Below are 18,067 nucleotides of genomic sequence, written 5' to 3' on the forward strand. Positions count from 1 at the left end.
TCGGGCAGCAGCACGAGGTAGGGTGCGACCAGACCCCATTCCTCATCGGATACGTCGGACGGATAAGCCTTGCGGGTCATCCCGCAAATCTGGACCTCCCCTCAGTCCACAACAGCCTCTAGACCCGCAGGTCCAGCAGCGACCCGCGTGGCAGGATCGTGGCGGGCTGCGCCGGCACCGCTTCCAGCTTGCGCTGCGCGGGGCCGGGGGCCTCCGCGGCAACGACGCCGCCGCCCGCGGCGCGCACCGGCGTCACGGCCCCGGGACCGGCGGTGCGGCCGATGTCCTGGGTGAAGGCGGCGAGCGAGTTCAGGGCGATCATGCGCAGGATCGTGGCCGAGAGACGTGAATCCCGTCTTAACGACGCGGTGGAACGGCGGATCGGGGTGGTGCGCATGCCACCGGGATGCGCCTGGAGGCCGTTAACCTTCCAGCAACCAATGGCTGCAATCCGCGCACCCCCCCCGGCGAGCCGCGGCGGGCTACGGGCGCAGCCTCAGCCCAGCCCGTGGAACTCCCGGTACCAGCGCACGAAATGGCCCAGCCCCTCGTCCAGCGGCGTGCGCGGCGCGAAGCCGGTGGCGGCCTGCAGGGCGGACACGTCCGCCCAGGTGCGCTCGACGTCGCCGGGCTGCATCGGCACCTCGCGGCGCAACGCGCGGCGGCCGGTGTGGCGCTCCAGGCTTTCCAGCAGCGCGTCCACCGGTTCCGGGGTGTGGTTGCCCAGGTTGAACAGCCGGTGCGGCGCCGCTTCCACCACCCGGCCGGGCTCCTCCGCCCGCTGCGGCGGCGCGGGCAGCAGGCGCGCGATGGCCTCCACCACCTCGTCCACGTAGGTGAAGTCGCGCCACACCCGGCCGTGGTTGAAGACGCGGATCTCCTCGCCCGCGAACAGGGCGCGGGTGAAGCTCCAATAGGCCATGTCCGGCCGTCCCCAGGGGCCGTAGACGGTGAAGAAGCGCAGCCCCGTCAGCGGCAGGGCGAAAAGGTGGGCATAGGACTGCGCCATCACCTCGTTGGCCCGCTTGGTGGCGGCGTAGAGCGAGGACGGCCGGTCCACCGGGTCGTCTTCGCGAAAGGGGACCCGCGTGCTGGACCCGTAAACGGAGGAGGAGGAGGCATAGGCCAGGTGCCGCACGGGATGCGCCCGCGCCGCTTCCAGCACCTCCAGGAAGCCATCCACGTTGGCGCGGGTATAGGCGCGCGGCGCCGCCAGCGAGTGCCGCACCCCCGCCTGCGCCGCCAGGTGCGCCACGAAATCCGGCCGGAACCCGGCCCAGGCCGCCGCCAGCGCGCCCGGTTCCGCCACGTCCAGCTCGCGGAAAGCGAAGCCGGGCGCGTCGCAGAGCGCCGCCAGCCGCGCCCGCTTCAGCGCCGGGTCGTAATAGGGGTTCAGGCTGTCCAGCCCGAGCAGCTCCGCGCCCTCCGCCAGCAGCCGTCGGCACAGGTGCGCCCCGATGAAGCCCGCCGCCCCCGTGACCAGCACCCGCGCGCCGCGCAGCGCGCCCATCCCCGCGGAACCCGGGCCGGGCGGGCCGTCGCTCACGCCACGACCGGCAGGAGGCGGCGGTCCTCGATCCAGCCCAGCCGCGCGCCGAGGTCGTCGTCCCGGCACAGCATCACCCGGTGCAGCCCGACGCCGAGCAGGCGTTCCTCGCCCTCGGGCTGGAAAGGCGTGCTGTCCACCGCCGCTTCCAGCAGGCGGCAGCCCTGCGGCACCGACACGCGCAGCACGCAGCCGCCCTGCACGCCACCCGGTATGGCAACGCTGCCCGACACGGCCTCGCCGCCGCGCGGCTCCGCCCGCAGGTACACCTCGCCGCCGCCGGGCGGGGCGCGCAGGTCCAGGTAAAGGCGCCACTCGCCGGCGGCCTCGGCCGGCAGCGGCAGCCGCAGCGTCGCCGTGCCGCCGCGGGTCCAGACGCCCCAGTCTTCCGGCACGTACCAGTTGGGCCCGTCGCGCAGCACCTGGCGCACCGCCAGCGCGGGGGTGGGCACGGTCTCGTCACCCAGCACCGTGTCGTAGAGCTCGCCGGGTTCCAGCGACAGCCGTTCTTCCAGCGGCGGCGCCGGCCGCGCCGCCATGGCCCGCAGGTGGCCGAGCGCCTCGTCCTTCAGCTGGCTCCAGCGGCGCAGGCCGGAACCGTTCCGCACCGCTTCCTCGCGCTCGGCCAGGAAGGCGGGGTCGGTGATCAGCCGCTCCAGCTGGGCGATGAGGTCGGGCTCGTGCTGCGGGGCGAAGTACACCGCGCCGGGGCCGCCGGCCTCGGGCAGGGCGGAATGCTCCGGCACCACCGGCACCTTGCCGTGCGCCAGGCTTTCCGTGACCGGCAGGCCCCAGCCCTCGTAGAAGGAATTGTACACGGTGAAGCGGCAGCCGGCGTAGAGCGCGGCCAGCGCCTCGTCCGACACGCCGTGCAGCAGCACCACGTGGCGCTTCAGCTCGGCGCTGTTCTGCAGCAGCTCCATCGCGCCCTGGGCGTGCCAGCCGGGCTGGCCGACGCAGACCAGCCGCGGCACCCGCGCCGCGCCCAGCTTGCGGATCAGCGCCAGCCAGGCGCGGAACACCAGCAGGTGGTCCTTGCGGCTCTCGATGGTGCCGACGAACAGGGCGTAGGGCTGGCCCGGGCGGAAGCCGCGCAGCCCGTCCAGCACCGCGGGATCCGGCGGCGGCGCCCCGTCCAGCGGGTCGGCATCCAGCCGCACCACGCCGAAGGGCAGGTCCAGCCCCGGCAGCAGTTTTGCCAGCTGCGCCTGCCCGTCGCGGCGCGTGCTCTCGGAATTGCACAGGAAGCCGTGCGCATGCGCGCCCACCGCGGCGAACCAGCGGGCATAGTCGCGCACCATCTCCGCCTGGCAGTGCTCGGGCACGATCAGCGGCACGCAGTCATGCAGGAAGGGGATGTAGCGCAGGCCGCGCTCGCGCTGCGCCGCGCGCAACCCGCGGAAGTAATCCGGCAGTCCCCAGGAATTGCCCAGGTTCACCAGCAGCCCGCCCATCGGGAAGACGTGGCGCGGCGCCTTGAACAGCACCTCGTCCACCCGGGCCAGGGCGGCGGTCCAGTCGGGGTCCGTCATGTCCGCGCCGATCGCGGCCACGGCCAGCAGGTCCAGCAGCGGCGCCGCCGGCAGCGCGCGCCAATAACCGTCGCGATGGTCGAAGCAGACGCAGCCCAGCGTGGTGTCGGGCGGGGCGGGGACGCGCAGGGCGGCGCCGACGATGCCGGCCTGCACGCGCTGGATGCCGGTGGGCGTGCGGCGGCCGTGGAAATAGTCGATCAGGTCGGTGACGTCGAAGGCGAGGGCCAGCCGCTGCGCCGCCGCCGGGGTAGCGTCGCCCGACCCGGCGGGCAGGGCCGGCGGCGCGGCAGCCGGGGGAGCGGCCACCGTTGACGCGAGGAGGGAAGGCGCCGCCGGGCGCGGGGCCGGCGGCATCCGGGGCGGCTCTGGCGCGGTCGGGCCGGCCGGTGGCGGGGCGGGGCGCGTTTCCGGCGCCAGGGCGGAAAACAGGCCCGAGCCCGAGCGCAGCGCCGGCAGCAGCCGGCCGGGTGCGCGCCGCGGCGGCGCCGTCAGGGTGGGGGCGATCCGCACCCCCAGGGCGCGCGCGGCGGCAAAGGCGGCCGCCGCTTCCTCCGCCCGCCCGAGCTTTTCCAGGCAGCGGGCGATCAGCAGCTTCACCTCGCCATCCGTGGGGGCCAGGGCCTCGGCCGCGCGCAGGGCGTCCAGCGCCTCGGCGGGCTCGCCGGCCTCGTGCAGGCAGCGGCCCATCTGGAACAGCGCCGGCCGGTCGCCCGGCCGCAGCGCCACCACCCGGCCATAGGCCGCGGCCGCCGCCCGCCAGTCCCCCGCGTCGCGCCGGGCATCCGCCTCGGCCCGCAGCGCGTCGATCCGCGGCCCTTCGTCCCCCGACATCATCCCTCCGACCCGGTCCCAGCGCGCATGGGTATGGCGGGCGCGGCCGATGCGCCAGAGGGGGGGCAGGGGGGAGGTGGCCGCTTCCGCCGCGACCCTCCCGGCGCCCAGCCCGCCGTGGCCTCGCTCCGGGCAAGCGACCAGCGCCGCGTCCTGCGCCCGGGCGCGCTACGCGGCCGGGCGCCCGGCGATGCGGCGGACATGGCCGCTCACTGCCGGGCAGGGGCGCGCCGTCCGCCCGGCAAGGGGGACCGCAGCACCGCGGGAAGCCTGTAGGATGCGACACCGCCCTTTCCCCACCGCCCAGGAGCGCCCCGCCTTGCCCCAGCCCGACCCGCGCCCCACCCCCGAGCACCCGGACGACGACCCCTGGCTATGGCTGGAGGAGGTGGAAGGCGAACGCGCCCTGGCCTGGGTGGAAGCGCAGAACGCCGCCACGCTCGGCGCCCTGGCCGACGTGCGCTTCGCCGCCGACCGCGACGCGCTGAAGGCGATCCTGGACCGCCCCGACCGCATCCCCTTCGTGTCCCGGCGCGGTGGGCTGCTCTACAACCTGTGGCAGGACGCCGAGCACCCGCGCGGCCTGTGGCGCCGTACAACCGAGGCGTCCTACCGCACCGAAGCTCCGGACTGGGAGGTGCTGCTCGACCTCGACGCCCTGGCGCGCGAGGAAGGGGAGGACTGGATCTGGTCCGGCGCCGGCGTGCTGCCCGACACCCATGACCGCGCCCTGCTGAGCTTCTCGCGCGGCGGCGGCGACGCCACCGTGCTGCGCGAGTTCGACCTCCCCACCCGCTGTTTCGTGGCGGACGGCTTCATCCTGCCCGAAGCCAAGGGCGGCGCTGGCTGGATCGACCGCGACACGCTGGTGCTGTCCTCTGCCCTGGGGGAGGGCATGGCCACCCGCTCCGGCTATCCCCGGACCGTCCGGCTGTGGCGCCGCGGCGAGGACCCGCTCCTCGCCCGCGTGATCTTCGAGACCGACGCCGAGGCGATGAGCTGCTGGGGCGAGCTGGACCGCGACGGCACGGGCGAGCTGATCTTCGTGGACCAGCGCGGCTTCTACGAGGCCGCCGTGCACCTGGGCGACGAGCGCGGCCCGCGCCTGCGCCTGGACCTGCCGCTGGACGCCGCCCCCTCCTGGCACCGCGGCTGGCTGGCGGTGAAGCCGCGCTCGCCCTGGACGATCGACGGCACCACCCACGCCCCCGACACCCTGCTGGGCATCGCGCTGGACGCCTTCCTGGCCGGCCGCCGCGACTTCGCCGTGCTGTTTCAGCCCGCGCCGCGCCGCGCCTTGCAGAACTTCAGCTGGTCCGGCGGGACGCTGCTGCTGTCCGTGCTGGACGAGCTGGAGCCGGTCTTCACCCGCCTCACGCCCTCCGCGGCCGGCTGGTCCGCGGCGCCGCTGGAAGGCCTGCCGCGCATCGGCGTGGTCACCGCCGGCCCGCTGGACGCCGACCCGGCGGAATCCGACGGCACGCTGGTGGCCACGGCGCAGGACCCGCTGACCCCCACCACGCTGCTGCGCATCGAGCCCGGACTGCCCGCGCCCCTGGTGCTCAAGCAGGCGCCGCGCGTTTTCGACGGTAGCGGCCTGCGCATCACCCGGCACGAGGCGACCTCCTCCGACGGCGAGCGCATCCCCTATGTCCAGGTCGGGCCGGAGCGCGAGACCGGCGAGGCGCCCGTGCACCTGTCCGGCTACGGCGGTTTCCGTATCCCCGTGCTGCCCGGCTACAACGCCACGGTGGGCAAGCTGTGGCTGGAGCGCGGCGGCACCGCCGTTTCCGCCAGCCTGCGCGGCGGGGGCGAGTTCGGCACCGCCTGGCACGAGGCCGGACGCCTGCGGCGCAAATCCCTGTCGCACGACGACTTCGCCGCGGTGGCCGCGGACCTCGTGCGCCGCGGCGTTTCCGTGCCAGGGCGCATCGCGGCGGAGGGCGGCTCCAATGGCGGGCTGCTGATCGCCAACATGCTGACCCGCTTCCCCGACCATTTCGGCGCGCTGTTCTGTACCATCCCGCTGATCGACATGCGCCGCTATTCCAGGCTGCTGGCCGGCGCCAGCTGGATCGCCGAGTACGGCGACCCCGACAAACCCGAGGACTGGGACTTCCTGCAGCACGTTTCCGCCTATCACCAGGCAGTGCCCGGCCGTCCCTATCCGCCGATCCTGCTGGCCACCACCCGCCGCGACGACCGCGTCCATCCCGGCCACGCCCGCAAGATGGCCGCCAAGCTGCAGGCCATGGGCTACGACGCCCGCTTCTTCGAGCCCGCCGCCGGCGGCCACGGCTACGGCAAGGACAGCACCGAGCGCGCCACCTTCGCCGCGCTCGGCATGGCTTTCCTGCGCCGTGCCATCGGCTGGGAACCCGCGACGGGCTGACCCGCGGGCCGTGGGCCGGCGGGACGCGACGCACCGGCCGGTTCCGGCGGAGGCCGGCTCAGCGATACGGCCAAGCGCCGAGCCACTGCACCAGCGACACCTCCGGCACGCCCGCGGCCAGCATGGCCAAGCGGTCGAAGCCCAGCGCGATGCCGGAGCCGGCGGGCATGCCGTGCTCCAGCGCGGCCAGGAAATCCTCGTCGGCCGGCCAGCCCTCGGCGTAGAGGCGCGCCCGCTCGGCCACGTCGCGGCGGAAGCGGGCGCGCTGCTCGGCCGGGTCGCACAGCTCGTCGAAGGCGTTGGCCAGCTCGATGCCGGCCAGGAACAGCTCGAAGCGCAGCGCCGCGCGCCGGTCGGCCGGGTCGCGCCGGGCCAGCGCGGCCTGCGGCGCCGGCCAGTGCGTCAGGAAGCTGGCGCGGTCGCGGCCGAGCTGCGGCTCCACCCGCTCGGCCAGCAGGCGGAAGAACAGCGTTTCCCAGTCTTCCTCCTCCGCCACGTCGAACCCGGCACGGCGGGCGGCGGCGCTCAGGGCGAGGCCGTCGCCCTCGCCATCCGGGCGCACCGTGGCCAGCAGGTCGATCCCGCCGCACCAGCGCGCGAAGGCTTCGGCCACGGTGATCCGCTCGAAGGGCAGGCGCAGGTCGGTGGCAACCCCGGCATGCGACACCTCCGTCGGCAGCACGGCGCGGCAGAACTCCTCCGTTTCGTCCATCAGCCCATCGAGGCCGAGGCCGGGCCGGTACCATTCCAGCATGGTGAATTCCGGCATGTGCCGGGCGGAAATCTCGCCGTTGCGCCAGACCCGCGCCAGCTCGAAGACCGGACCGGCGCCGGCCACCAGCAGCCGCTTCAGCGCCAGCTCGGGCGAGGTCCGCAGCCACAGGTCGCGCGGCCGGTCGGCCGCGAGATGCGGCTCGTAGCGCGAGCGCAAGGCCTGCAGGTGCACCTCCATTCCCGGCGCCGGCACCAGGGCGGGGGTTTCCACCTCCGCCACCCCGCGCGCGGCGAAGAAGGCGCGGGTGGCGGCGGTCAGCGCGGCGCGGCGGCGCAGCGCCGGCAGCCGGGCGGCAAGGCTGTCGGGGTGCCAGGCGGGCAGAGGAGTAGGCAGGGAAGGAATGGGCGGCATTGCGGGGCAGGGCTTAGCGGGGCTAAGCGCGGCGGGCCATGCCGGACGGCCTTCTTCCCCACCCCCCGCAGCAGGGCGCCGCGCCGAAGGGCACCGCGCATCAGGGCGCCGTGCCGCCGCGTCACGCCGACGCCACGGGCCGTCCGCCCGTTCCCGACGCGCCGCACCGCACCCTGCGCGACCCCGAGGCCCTGGTGGCCGCCGGCCTGGCCGAGGCCGCCGACCTGCCGGCGCTGCGCGAGGTCGCCGCGCGCTACGCCGTGTCCGTCACCCCCGCGGTGCGGGCGCTGATCGACCCGGCCGATCCCGCCGACCCCATCGCCCGCCAATACCTGCCGCACCCCGACGAGCGCCGCACCGCCCCGGACGAGCTGGCCGACCCCACGGCCGACCACCCGCATTCCCCCGTGCCGGGGGTGGTGCACCGCTACCCCGACCGCGCGCTGCTGAAGCCCATCCTGGCCTGCCCGGTCTATTGCCGCTTCTGCTTCCGCCGCGAACAGGTCGGCCCCGATGGCGGCCTGCTGTCGGAGGCGGAACTGGACGCCGCCCTGCACTACTTCGAGCGCACCCCCACCCTGCGCGAGGCGATCCTGACCGGCGGCGACCCTCTGCTGCTCTCGCCCCGGCGCCTGGGCGAGATCCTGGCGCGCCTTTCGGCCATTCCGCACCTGGAGGTGCTGCGCATCCACAGTCGCGTCCCCGTGGCCGATCCGGGCCGTGTCACGGACGCGCTGGTGGCGGCGCTGGACACCGACAAGGCGCTGTTCCTTTGCGTCCACGCCAACCACGCGCGGGAATTCGCGCCCGAGGCGCGCGCCGCGCTGCGGCGGTTGTCGCGCGGCGGCGTGTCGCTGCTCGGGCAGTCCGTGCTGCTGCGCGGGGTCAACGACACGGAGGCCGAACTGGAAGCCCTGCTGCGCGCCATGCTGGCGGCACGGGTGAAGCCCTACTACCTGCACCAGCTCGACCGCGCCCCCGGCACGGCGCGCTTCGAGGTCCCCATCACCGAGGGCCGCGCCCTGCTGCGCGCCCTGCGCGGGCGGGTGTCCGGCCTGGCCTGGCCGGTTTACGCGCTGGACCTGCCGGGCGGACGCGGCAAGGCCCCGCTCAACCCGGATTTCGCCGCCCCCGACGGCGCGGGCGGCTGGACGGTGGTGGCCCCCCTGGACGGCGGCACGCACCACCACGCCGGGCGCGAGCCCTGAACCGCCCCGGCCGTCTCTTCCCGGAACGGCGGCCCGAGCGCAGCGGAACCACCGGCTGCCCGCAACCCTGCTCGGCCGCGGCGCCCCTCGCGCCGCCGGTCAGCCGCGGCCCGGTGCCGCGGTCACGCCGGTTCCGGGTCCGCGTCGTGGAGGACCCGGACCTCGCATTCCAGCCGCGTCGCCACGTCGCAGCGCCGCATCAGGGCTTCCCGGGTGGCGGCGAAAGCGGCCGCCGCGAGCGTGCGGCGCATCTCCTCCCGGCTCGCGAACCACAACTCCTCGATGCAGTCGGCCTGCAGCTCGCCGTGCCCGTCGGGCATCGGCCAGTTGCCGACCAGGCGGCGCAGCGCCGGCGCGGCCCGCAGCACCGTCGGGGCGTGGGCCTCGCTCCACCACGCCGCGAAGTCCGGCGCGCTCACGGCCGGGCGGCGCCGCAGGACGGTGACCGCCAGGAAGGGGGTGAGCGGGCCGTCCAGCGCCACCTGCTCCACCGCGAAGAGCGATGTCCGGTTCACGCGCTCGGCAAAGGTGGCGTCCTCGTCCGCCTCCATCGCGGCCCGCTGCGCGGCCGAGGCGTGGTGGCGGTCGCGGGCCGCCTCGTCCCGGAAGAACAGCATGCCGATTCCGTCGGGTCCGTCCTCCGCCGCCTCCCCAGACGGCCCCGGCAGGGCCGGGCAGAGCAGGTAGCGAAAGATGTTCGCGAAGCCCTGCTGCGCCTGAAAGCTCGCGGAAAGCGCCCCGTGGCGCATCCAGCGCTCCGGGAACCCCTCGCGCGTGAGCGACGGGTTGCGCCGGGCCAGGTAGAGCCGCTTGGGCCGCAGGGTCATGCTGCCACCTGCCGGGGAAGACCCCGTGGGGCGGATTCGGACGACGGGGAAGGGAGCGCGGACATGCCGCCCTTTTCGCCGGATTGCCGCATCCGATCCACACGCCCGGCGAAAACTCTCGTGCCCCCCCCGCCGGGCGTCGGACGCAAGGGCCTTCTCCCGACGCGGGCGCTGCCAGGGCCGCTGGCCTTTTCCTGGCTCAGCCCGCCGCCGCCCACCATTGACGCGCCCTGCCGCCTCGTTGCCTTCTCGGCAGAACGAACCGGGACGAGAGTGGGAGGAACACGGATGATCACGCGCCGCAGCCTGGGCGGGCTTCTCGCCCTGGGCAGCCTCTCCCTGGGCAGCCTCGCCCCGCTCGCCGCGCCTGCCTGGGCGCAGGCCGAGGGCTTTCCCGAGCGCAACGTCACTCTCGTGGTGCCCTGGCCGCCCGGTGGCTCCACCGACGCGGTGGCCCGCATTCTCGCCGCCCGGCTGCAACAGGACACCGGGCGTGGCTTCGTGGTGGACAACCGCGCCGGCGCCAACGGCACGATCGGCTTCGCCTCCGTCGCCCGCGCCCGGCCCGACGGCTACACCGTGCTGATCGGCACCGGCTCCACCTACGCGATGGCGCCGCACCTGTACCAGCTGCCCTACGACAATGACCGCGCCTTCACCGGCGTGGGGCTGATCGCCTCCCAGCCGCTGATCCTCTGCATCCCCGGCACGGCGCCGCAGCGGACGCTGGCGGAGTTCGTCGCGGCGGCCAAGGCGCCGGGCGCGCGCATGGCCTATGCCAATGCCGGCACCGGTTCCTCCACGCACCTGGCGACGGAGCTCTTCCTCCAGGCGGCGGGGGTGGAGATGACGGATGTGGGCTATCGCGGCGGCGCCCCGGCGGTGCAGGGCACCGTGACCAACGAGGTGCAGCTGATCATCCAGGCGGCCGCCGGCGTGCTGCCGCTGATCCAGTCGGGCGAGCTGCGGGCGCTGGCGATCAGCAGCGCCGAGCGTTCCCCCGTGGCCCCCACCATCCCGACCTTCCGGGAACAGGGCTTCGACGTGGTGGTGGCCGAGCACATCGCGGCGCTCGTCCCTGCCGGCACGCCCGCCCCGGTCGTGGCGCGGCTCAACGCCCTGTTCCAGGCGGCCCTGCAGGCGCCTGAGACGCGCGAGCGCCTGGCGCCCCTGGCGGCCGTGGCGGAAACCCAGCGGCCCGAGGAATGGGCGGCCTACAACGCGGCCGAGAACGCGCGCTGGCGCGACGTGATCCGCTCGCGCAACATTCGGGTGCAGTAGCGGTGGCGCCCGGCAGGCTTCCGGCCCGCCGCCCCGGCCTGCCGGGAACCCGCCGGCCGCTTCCCGGGCCATATGCCGCGCGCGGTTGCCCGAACGCGCCTCGGGCGGTAAAGCCCGGCCCTCGCGCGGGCTCCGTGCCCGCCCTCCCATTCTTTCGAAGCTCCTAGGGTACCCCGCGCCATGGCGAAGCAGCAGGCCAATCAGATGCGTCCCGGCCACGTGATCGAGTTCGAGGGGCGCCGCTGGTCCGTGCTCAAGATCAACATCATGACCCCCGGCAAGGGCGCCGCGGTGATCCAGGTCGAGATGCGCGACGTGAAGAACGGCGCCAAGAAGGACCAGCGCTGGCGCACCCAGGACACGGTGGAGCGCCTGACCACCGAGGACAAGGACTTCACCTTCTCCTACACCGACGGCAACAACCTCGTGCTGATGGACCCCGAGAGCTTCGAGCAGGTGTCCGTGCCCAAGGACATCCTCGGCGACCGCCTGCCCTTCCTGGTGGAGAACATGGCCGTCAACGTCCGCCTGATCGAGGGCGACCCGGTGAGCATGGACATCCCCGAGCAGGTAACGCTGGAAGTGACGGAAGCCGATCCGGTGGTGAAGAACCAGACGGCCACCTCCTCCTACAAGCCGGCCATGCTCAGCAACGGCGTGAAGACCATGGTGCCGCCCTTTATCGCCACCGGCGAGAAGATCGTGGTGCGCACCGAGGACGCCTCCTACGTGGAACGCGCCAAGGGCTGAGCCCCGGCGTTTCCGCCCGGCCGGCGACGGTTCGCGCGGAGATGTGGTTTCGCCACCGGGCCTGGCCGGCACAGTTTTCGCCGCAGCGGGACCGGCCGGTGCCCGCCGCCCGGACCGGCAGCCGGCCCGGAATCGTCGCCCCCGGCGGCGTCGCCCCGGGCCCGCCTTTCCAGGCGCCCGCCGGCCGCGGCGCCTCGGCCCTGCGGCCCGCCGCCCGTGGCGTGCCACCCTCGCGGTGCCCGGTTCACGCCGGCGCCAGTTCTGCCCCCGGCTCCCGCCGCCCCAGCGCGGCCGGGCCGCCGGGTGCGCCCGATCAGCGTCCGGCCGCGCACCCCCCGTGTGGCCGCACGAAGGAACCCAACCGATGCGCACCAGCACCCGCCTTTCCCCCGCGCTCAACGTCGTGGTGCAGGCGGCCCAGAAGGCCGGCAAGCGCCTGCTGCGCGACTTCGGCGAGGTCGAGAACCTGCAGGTGACCGCCAAGGGCCCGGGCGACTTCGTGTCCCAGGCCGACCTGCGCTCGGAAGAAACGCTGCGGCAGGAGCTCGGCCGCGCCCGCCCGGGCTTCGCCTTCCTGATGGAGGAGAGCGGCGCCTCCGGCGAGGCCGACTGGGAATGGCGCTGGGTGGTGGACCCGCTCGACGGCACCTCCAACTTCCTGCACGGCATCCCGCAATGGTGCGTCTCGATCGGCATCGAGAAGCGCACCGGCGAGAACAGCTCCGAGCTGGCCGCGGGCGTGATCTACAACCCTGCCTCCGACGAGATGTTCTGGGCCGAGAAGGGCGTGGGTGCCTTTCTCAACGACCGCCGCCTGCGCGTCTCGGCCCGCCGCGACATGCGCGAGGCGTTGTTCGCCACCGGCATCCCCTTCGCGGCCGTGCAGCGCAAGGCGGAATTCTCCACCACCCTGGCCCGGCTGATGCCGCAGGTCGCCGGCATCCGGCGCTTCGGCGCGGCGGCGCTGGACCTCGCCTGGGTCGCGGCCGGGCGCTACGAGGGTTACTGGGAACTCGGCCTCAAGCCCTGGGACTGTGCGGCCGGCATCCTGCTGGTCAAGGAAGCGGGCGGCTACGTCACGGAACCCGAAGGGGGCGAGGCCTGGAGCACGCCCACCCCCTCGGGCAACATCGTGGCCGGCAACCCGCACCTGCACGCCGTCCTGCGCGAAGCGGTGGTGGAAGGCATGACCCGCGTCGCCAGCAGCCGCAGCAACGCCGCCGGAGCGCCGGGCTGAGCAACGCGTGGACGCGCTGCACCGCGCCGTCTAGCCTGCGCCACGCCATGCGCCGCGCCCCCGACCCGTTCCGCCGCGCGGCGACCCTCGCCGCCCTGATGGTGCTGGCCGCCGGGGCACCGGCCCTGTCCCAGGTCGTGCCGCCGCTGGCCGGGCCGCGCAGCCCGGCCGCCGCCCCGCCGCCGCTCGCCGTGCTGCCCTCCACCCCGGCACCGATCCCGCCGGTGAACCGCTCCGCCCAGCTCGGCGAATTGCCGCTGACCCCGGCCTTCACGCCGCTGCCTGAAGGCGGCTGGCGCCTGACCGGTTCGGCCGGGCAGGGCGCGGCGCAGGGCCGCGACGCCCAGGCGGTAGGACGCCTGGCCCGCGCCCTGGCCGAGCGCACGCAGGGCCGCGTCACCGTGCTGGCCCGCGTGGCCGGGCCGGCGGACGACCCCTCCATGGCCCGGCGCGCCAGCATGGCCAACGCCATCGCCATGAAGCGCATGCTGGAGGCCGCGGGCCTGCCCGGCACGCGCATCGACCTCCGCCCGCTCGGCCGCACCGCCGAGGCGGAGAACAGCCTGGACATCATCCCCCCCTTACCGTCCCGCAACAGGCAGGCCGCCCCCCCATGACCCGCCCCACCAAATACCTGTTGCGGATGCTGCTGTTCCTGGTGGCCGTGCTGGCCATCGTGGCGGCGCTGTTCGACACGCTGGAAGGGGCCTTCGGCGCCAACCTCGTGCTCAACACGGTGATCGCCGCCGTGCTGCTGCTGGGCATCGTGTGGAACATCCGGCAGGTGCTGGCGCTGAAGCGCGAAACCGACTGGCTGGACGCTTTCCGCAACCCACGCCCCGGCGCCCCGGAACCGCCCGCGCCGCGGCTGCTGGCACCCATGGCCTCCATGCTGGCCTCACGCCGCGGCGGCGACCGCCTGTCGCTCTCGGCCCCTGCGATGCGCACCGTGCTGGACGGCCTCGCCTCCCGCCTCGATGAGAGCCGCGAGCTGTCGCGCTACATGACGGGGCTGCTGATCTTCCTGGGCCTGCTCGGCACCTTCTGGGGGCTGATCCTGACCATCGGTTCGGTGGCCGAGGTCATCAACGGCATGTCGGTCGGCGCCGGCGACCTCAACACCCTGTTCAACCAGCTGAAATCCGGCCTGGCGCAGCCGCTGCGCGGCATGGGCGTGGCCTTCTCCTCCTCCATGCTGGGCCTCGCCGGCGCGCTGGTGCTGGGCTTCCTCGACCTCACCGCCGGGCAGGCGCAGAACCGCTTCTTCAACGAGCTGGAAGAATGGCTCGCCAGCCTCACCCGCCTCTCCTCCGGGGTCCTGGGCCCCGAGGGCGACGGCGGCGGCTCCGTGCCCGCCTATGTCCAGGCCTTGCTGGAACAGACCGCCGAGAACCTGGAAAGCCTGCAGCGCACCCTGGCCCGCGGCGAGGAGCGCTCCGCCGCCGCCAGCCAGGGCCTCATCACCCTGACTGAGCGGCTGAGCGTGCTGACCGACCAGATGCGCGCCAGCCAGACCCTGATGACCCGCGTGGCCGAGAGCCAGGCGGCCCTGGCCCCCGTGCTGACCCGCCTCGCCGACGTGCAGAACCACGACGAGGCCGCCCGCAACCACCTGCGCAACATCGAGCTCTACCTCGCCCGCGTGCTGGAAGACTCCGCCCAGGGCCGTGCCCAGTCCACCCAGGAGATCCGCTCGGAGATCAAGCTCCTGGCCCGCACCATCGCCGCTCTGGCCGAGGCGCCGCAGCCGTGACGGCGGCTCCGGCGTCGTGCGGGTGGCTTGCAGGGAGGGCTCTGCCCCCCTGCACCCCCCGCCAGGAAACTGAGTTTCCTGGACCTTCCGTTCGTAAAAGTACGGTGCTGGTGGACACAGGGGTGCCAGTGACGCGGCTACGCCGTCGCTGGCACCCCTGTGTCCACCAGCGCCAACTCACGGCGGGGTCCGGGGATCTCCTAGGTCCCCGGCGGAGGGTGCGGGAGGCAGCGCCTCCCGCAGGCCATCCAGCGCCACGCAGGACCCGCGCGTCATGGCACTGAGCCGCCGCCGGCGCGGGGGCGGGGAGGGGCTGAACGCCTGGCCCGGCTACGTGGACGCGCTGTCCACGCTGCTGATGGTAATCATCTTCGTGCTGCTGGTCTTCGTGCTGGCGCAGGGCTTCCTGTCGGTGGCGCTGTCTTCGCGCGACCGGGCGCTGGACCGGCTGAACCGGCAGGTGGCGGAGCTGGCCGAGCTGCTGTCGCTGGAACGCGGGCAGGTCGAGGAACTGCGCGGCGGGCTGGGCCGGGCACAGGAGGAAGCGCGGCAGGCCGCCGCAGCGCGCGAGATCGCCCTGCGCGAACTGAGCGGCCTGCGCGACGAGCGCGACCGCCTGGGCACCGAGCGCGACGGGTTGCGCGGCGAGCGCGACCGGCTGGCGGCACGGCTGTCCGACACGGAGCTGACGGGCCGCGGCACCGGCGAGCGCATCGCCTCCCTGGAAACCCGGCTGGCCGAGGCCCTGACCCGGGCCGAGGCGGCGGGCGGCGAAACCGCCCAGGCCGTACGCGAACGCACCGGCACCGCCCGCGCCCTGGCCACCGAGCAGGCGGCCCGGCAAACCGCCGAACGCGCCCTGGCTGCCGAACAAACCGCGCGCCGCCAGACCGCCGAGAGCCTGACGGCGGAACAGGCTGCCCGGCAGCAGGCCGAGCGCGCCCTGGTCACGGAACAAGCCGCGCGCCGGCAAACCGCGGAAAGCCTGACGGCGGAGCAGACGGCGCGCCGGCAGGCGGAAGCCTCGCTGGCTACGACGCGGGCCCAGGCGGAACAGGCGGCGCGCGATCTCGCCGCCCTGCGCGCCGAGGCGGAGCGGCTGAACACCCAGGTCCGCACGGATGCCCGGACGATCGAGGCACGGCTGGCCGACCTCGCGCGCCTGAGCGAGCAGGTGCAGGCGCTGACCGCCCTGCGCGATCGGTTGGAACGGCAGGCGCAGGAAGCCCTGGCGCGGGCCGGGGACGAGGAGCGCCGCCGCGGCGCGGCCGAAGCCCTGGTGGCGGAGGCCAACCGCCAGGCCGGCACCGCCGCCGAGGCGCGCCGGGCGGCGGAAGCCCAGGCCGGGGAATATGGCCGCCTGGCCGAGAGCGCCCGGGCCCAGGCCGCGCTGCTGGCGCAGCAGCTGGAAGCCCTGCGCGCGGAGCTGCGCCGCGTCGCCGGCGCGCTGGACGCGCAGGAAAGTGCCGGGCGGGACAAGGACGCGCAGATCGCTGCCCTCGGCACGCGGCTGAACGCGGCGCTGGCGGCGCGGGTGGAGGAACTGCAGCGCTACCGCTCCGACTTCTTCGGCCGGGTGCGGGAAGTGCTAGGCGACCGGCCGGACGTGCGCGTGGTCGGCGACCGCTTCGTGTTCCAGTCCGAGGTGCTGTTCCCCGTCGGCAGCGCCGAGCTGAGCGAGCGCGGCCAGGCGCAGATCCGCCAGATCGCCGGCGTGCTGAAGGAGATTTCCGGCCGCATCCCCGAAGGGGTGAACTGGCTGCTGCGGGTGGACGGCCATGCCGACCGCACCCCGCTGCGCGGCGGCGGCCGCTTCGCCTCCAACTGGGAACTCTCCTCGGCCCGCGCCATCGCCGTGGCGCAGCTGATGATCAACGAAGGCTTGCCGGCCAACCGCGTCGCCGCCGCTGCCTTCGGCGAGAACCAGCCGCTGGACGACCGCGACACGCCCGAGGCCCTGGCGCGCAATCGCCGCATCGAGCTGCGGCTGACGGATCGCTGAGGGAAACGGCGCGACGCCTATCCCGGCAGCAGCGCCCGCGCTTCCGCGTCCCGCTCGATCGGCCAGGCGTAGAAGTTGAACACGTAGGGGTCGGAGGCGGCGAAGACCGCGGGGTCCGGGCTGGCGCGCTGCATGCTCGGCCGGTGCAGCGCGGCCATCGGCTGCCAGGCGCCGTGCAGCGCGAAGCAGGTCACGTAGTCCAGCGCGTCCAGAAAGGCCGGCACCGCCCAGGTGGAGCCCTCGCGGTGCCGCTCCTCCAGCTCCAGCGTCAGCACCGGGCGGCAGCGGCGCAGCGTGCCGAGCGCGCCGCGCAGCACCTCGTATTCCCCGCCCTCGGCGTCCAGCTTCATCGCCGTCACGCCGGGCAGATTCAGCGAATCCAGCGTGATCGCCGGCACGTCCAGCCGCCGCACCGTCACGCGGGCGCTTTCCTGCGCGGCGTAGCTCTTGCTGGTGGAGGCCCATTGCTCCTGCGCCACCCCGTCCAGCACGGGCACCGAGAGCGGCACCGTCCCGGCCACGTCGCCCAGCGCTTCCGGCCGCAGCGTCACCCCCGGCAGGCCGCCGCAGGCCGCGCGCAGCCGGCGAAAGGCCTCGGGCAGCGGCTCGAAGGCCAGCACCTCGGCGCCGGGCAGCTGCGACAGCGGCAGGGTCAGCAGCCCGTCATGCGCGCCCACATCCACCACCGTGCCGGGGCGGTGCAGGGCCCGCAGGAAGCGCAGCTCGTCCACCGGAACCGCCTCGCGGCTAGTCGTCCGTCGGGTGGCGGCGCCAGAAGGTCAGCAGGGCGGCCACCGCCAGCAGGCCGACCACCAGGATCGGCGCGGCCTCGAAGCCGCGGGGCGCCGCCATGGGGATCCACACCAGCAGCCCCAGCAGCACGGCGAAGAGCAGGAGGCGGGTGATCATGCCGGCAGGTGCCGGTTCAGGAAGTCCCGCGTGCGGGACCGCGCCAGCTCCGTGCTGGCCGGGTCGAAGGAGTCGCGGTCGTCGCAGGCGAAGCCGTGGCCGGCACCGCCGTAGACGAAAATTTCCACCCCCGGCTGCGCTTCGCGGATGCTGTCCACGTCCGTCAGCGGGATGCCGCCATCCTTCTCGCCGAAATGGAGCTGCACCGGGCAGTTCGGCACCTCCGTGCGGGTGCCGGCGATGCCGCCGCCGTAATAGCCCACCGCGGCCACGAAACCGGTGCTGCGGGTGGCGCCCCACCAAGCCAGGGTGCCGCCCCAGCAGTAGCCGATGATGCCGTGCCTGGCGCCGGCGGGCAGGGCCGCGGCGGATGCGGCGATGTCGGCCATAGCGCCGTCGTCCGGCACCTGCTTGCGCAGCGCCATGCCGCGCTGCCGGTCCTCAGGGCCGTAGCCCAGCTCGGCGCCGCGCTCGGCACGGTCGAACAGGGCCGGGGCGATCACGGCGAAACCCTCGGCGGCGAAGCTGTCGCACACGCGCCGGATATGGCTGTTCACGCCGAAGATTTCCTGCACCAGCACCAGGGCGCGCTTGGCGTCGCTCGGCCCGACCTGGTAGGCGCCGAAGCGATGCCCGTCCGCCGCCGTCAGTTCGATCTGCATGATGTTTC

Annotated in this window: 17 protein-coding genes; 8 read left to right on the forward strand and 9 right to left on the reverse strand. The window is 74.4% G+C overall.

The window, feature by feature from the left end; genetic code table 11:
• The 4 genes from ACLIBK_RS23545 to ACLIBK_RS23560 all read right to left on the reverse strand — a co-directional run.
• Positions 1 to 80 (reverse strand): transposase (locus ACLIBK_RS23545; protein ID WP_415388209.1); only part of this gene is annotated, 80 nt, incomplete at its 3' end.
• Positions 81 to 118: 38 nt separating this feature from the next.
• On the reverse strand, positions 119 to 397 hold the full coding sequence (locus ACLIBK_RS23550) for a hypothetical protein (protein ID WP_415389748.1): 279 nt from the start codon (positions 395 to 397) through the stop codon (positions 119 to 121).
• A gap of 99 nt (positions 398 to 496) precedes the next feature.
• A complete protein-coding gene (locus tag ACLIBK_RS23555; RefSeq protein WP_415389749.1) occupies positions 497 to 1,546 on the reverse strand; it encodes an NAD-dependent epimerase/dehydratase family protein in 1,050 nt (349 codons plus the stop codon).
• Entirely contained in the window at positions 1,543 to 3,915 is a 2,373-nt protein-coding gene (locus ACLIBK_RS23560; protein WP_415389750.1) for a glycosyltransferase, read from the reverse strand. The genes ACLIBK_RS23555 and ACLIBK_RS23560 overlap by 4 nt, the downstream gene beginning before the upstream one ends.
• Positions 3,916 to 4,189: 274 nt before the next feature.
• On the opposite strand from ACLIBK_RS23560, the gene ACLIBK_RS23565 reads away from it, so the two are divergent.
• A complete protein-coding gene (locus ACLIBK_RS23565) occupies positions 4,190 to 6,304 on the forward strand; it encodes a prolyl oligopeptidase family serine peptidase (protein ID WP_415389751.1) in 2,115 nt (704 codons plus the stop codon).
• 58 nt (positions 6,305 to 6,362) lie between these two features.
• Here the strand turns inward: ACLIBK_RS23565 and epmA are convergent, their stop codons facing one another.
• A complete protein-coding gene (gene epmA, locus ACLIBK_RS23570) occupies positions 6,363 to 7,430 on the reverse strand; it encodes an EF-P lysine aminoacylase EpmA (RefSeq protein ID WP_415389752.1) in 1,068 nt (355 codons plus the stop codon).
• A gap of 38 nt (positions 7,431 to 7,468) precedes the next feature.
• Between epmA and ACLIBK_RS23575 the strand changes: the two genes are divergently transcribed.
• Entirely contained in the window at positions 7,469 to 8,638 is a 1,170-nt protein-coding gene (locus tag ACLIBK_RS23575) for a lysine-2,3-aminomutase-like protein (protein WP_415389753.1), read from the forward strand.
• A 122-nt stretch (positions 8,639 to 8,760) separates the two neighbouring features.
• Here the strand turns inward: ACLIBK_RS23575 and ACLIBK_RS23580 are convergent, their stop codons facing one another.
• Positions 8,761 to 9,465 (reverse strand): EthD domain-containing protein, encoded by a 705-nt coding sequence (locus ACLIBK_RS23580; protein ID WP_415389754.1) that lies wholly within the window; start codon positions 9,463 to 9,465, stop codon positions 8,761 to 8,763.
• Positions 9,466 to 9,753: 288 nt separating this feature from the next.
• On the opposite strand from ACLIBK_RS23580, the gene ACLIBK_RS23585 reads away from it, so the two are divergent.
• From ACLIBK_RS23585 to ACLIBK_RS23610, 6 genes are all read left to right on the forward strand, one after another.
• Positions 9,754 to 10,746, forward strand: a complete 993-nt coding sequence (locus ACLIBK_RS23585) for a Bug family tripartite tricarboxylate transporter substrate binding protein (RefSeq protein WP_415389755.1) — start codon at positions 9,754 to 9,756, stop codon at positions 10,744 to 10,746.
• A gap of 180 nt (positions 10,747 to 10,926) precedes the next feature.
• Positions 10,927 to 11,496 carry an elongation factor P gene (gene efp, locus ACLIBK_RS23590; protein ID WP_415389756.1) on the forward strand — a complete coding sequence of 190 codons (570 nt, stop codon included), beginning with the start codon at positions 10,927 to 10,929 and terminating at the stop codon, positions 11,494 to 11,496.
• Between the two features lie 364 nt (positions 11,497 to 11,860).
• A complete protein-coding gene (locus ACLIBK_RS23595; RefSeq protein ID WP_415389757.1) occupies positions 11,861 to 12,733 on the forward strand; it encodes an inositol monophosphatase family protein in 873 nt (290 codons plus the stop codon).
• A 47-nt stretch (positions 12,734 to 12,780) separates the two neighbouring features.
• Positions 12,781 to 13,350, forward strand: coding sequence for a hypothetical protein (locus ACLIBK_RS23600; RefSeq protein WP_415389758.1), 570 nt, complete (start codon positions 12,781 to 12,783; stop codon positions 13,348 to 13,350).
• A complete protein-coding gene (locus ACLIBK_RS23605; protein WP_415389759.1) occupies positions 13,347 to 14,486 on the forward strand; it encodes a flagellar motor protein MotA in 1,140 nt (379 codons plus the stop codon). The genes ACLIBK_RS23600 and ACLIBK_RS23605 overlap by 4 nt, the downstream gene beginning before the upstream one ends.
• 274 nt (positions 14,487 to 14,760) lie before the next feature.
• On the forward strand, positions 14,761 to 16,488 hold the full coding sequence (locus ACLIBK_RS23610) for a peptidoglycan -binding protein (protein ID WP_415389760.1): 1,728 nt from the start codon (positions 14,761 to 14,763) through the stop codon (positions 16,486 to 16,488).
• Positions 16,489 to 16,505: 17 nt separating this feature from the next.
• On the opposite strand, the gene ACLIBK_RS23615 is transcribed toward ACLIBK_RS23610, so the two are convergent.
• The 3 genes from ACLIBK_RS23615 to ACLIBK_RS23625 are packed head-to-tail and all read right to left on the reverse strand — an operon-like array spanning position 16,506 to position 18,059.
• Positions 16,506 to 17,219, reverse strand: coding sequence for an FkbM family methyltransferase (locus ACLIBK_RS23615; protein WP_415389761.1), 714 nt, complete (start codon positions 17,217 to 17,219; stop codon positions 16,506 to 16,508).
• Positions 17,220 to 17,235: 16 nt separating this feature from the next.
• Positions 17,236 to 17,397: a hypothetical protein gene (locus ACLIBK_RS23620; RefSeq protein WP_415389762.1), complete on the reverse strand. Its 162-nt coding sequence runs from the start codon at positions 17,395 to 17,397 to the stop codon at positions 17,236 to 17,238.
• Positions 17,394 to 18,059: a dienelactone hydrolase family protein gene (locus ACLIBK_RS23625; protein WP_415389763.1), complete on the reverse strand. Its 666-nt coding sequence runs from the start codon at positions 18,057 to 18,059 to the stop codon at positions 17,394 to 17,396. Before ACLIBK_RS23625 ends, ACLIBK_RS23620 begins: the two co-directional genes overlap by 4 nt.
• Positions 18,060 to 18,067 lie beyond the last annotated feature (8 nt).

The organism is Roseomonas sp. BN140053, assembly GCF_047690175.1.
Taxonomy (GTDB): Bacteria; Pseudomonadota; Alphaproteobacteria; order Acetobacterales; family Acetobacteraceae; genus Roseomonas.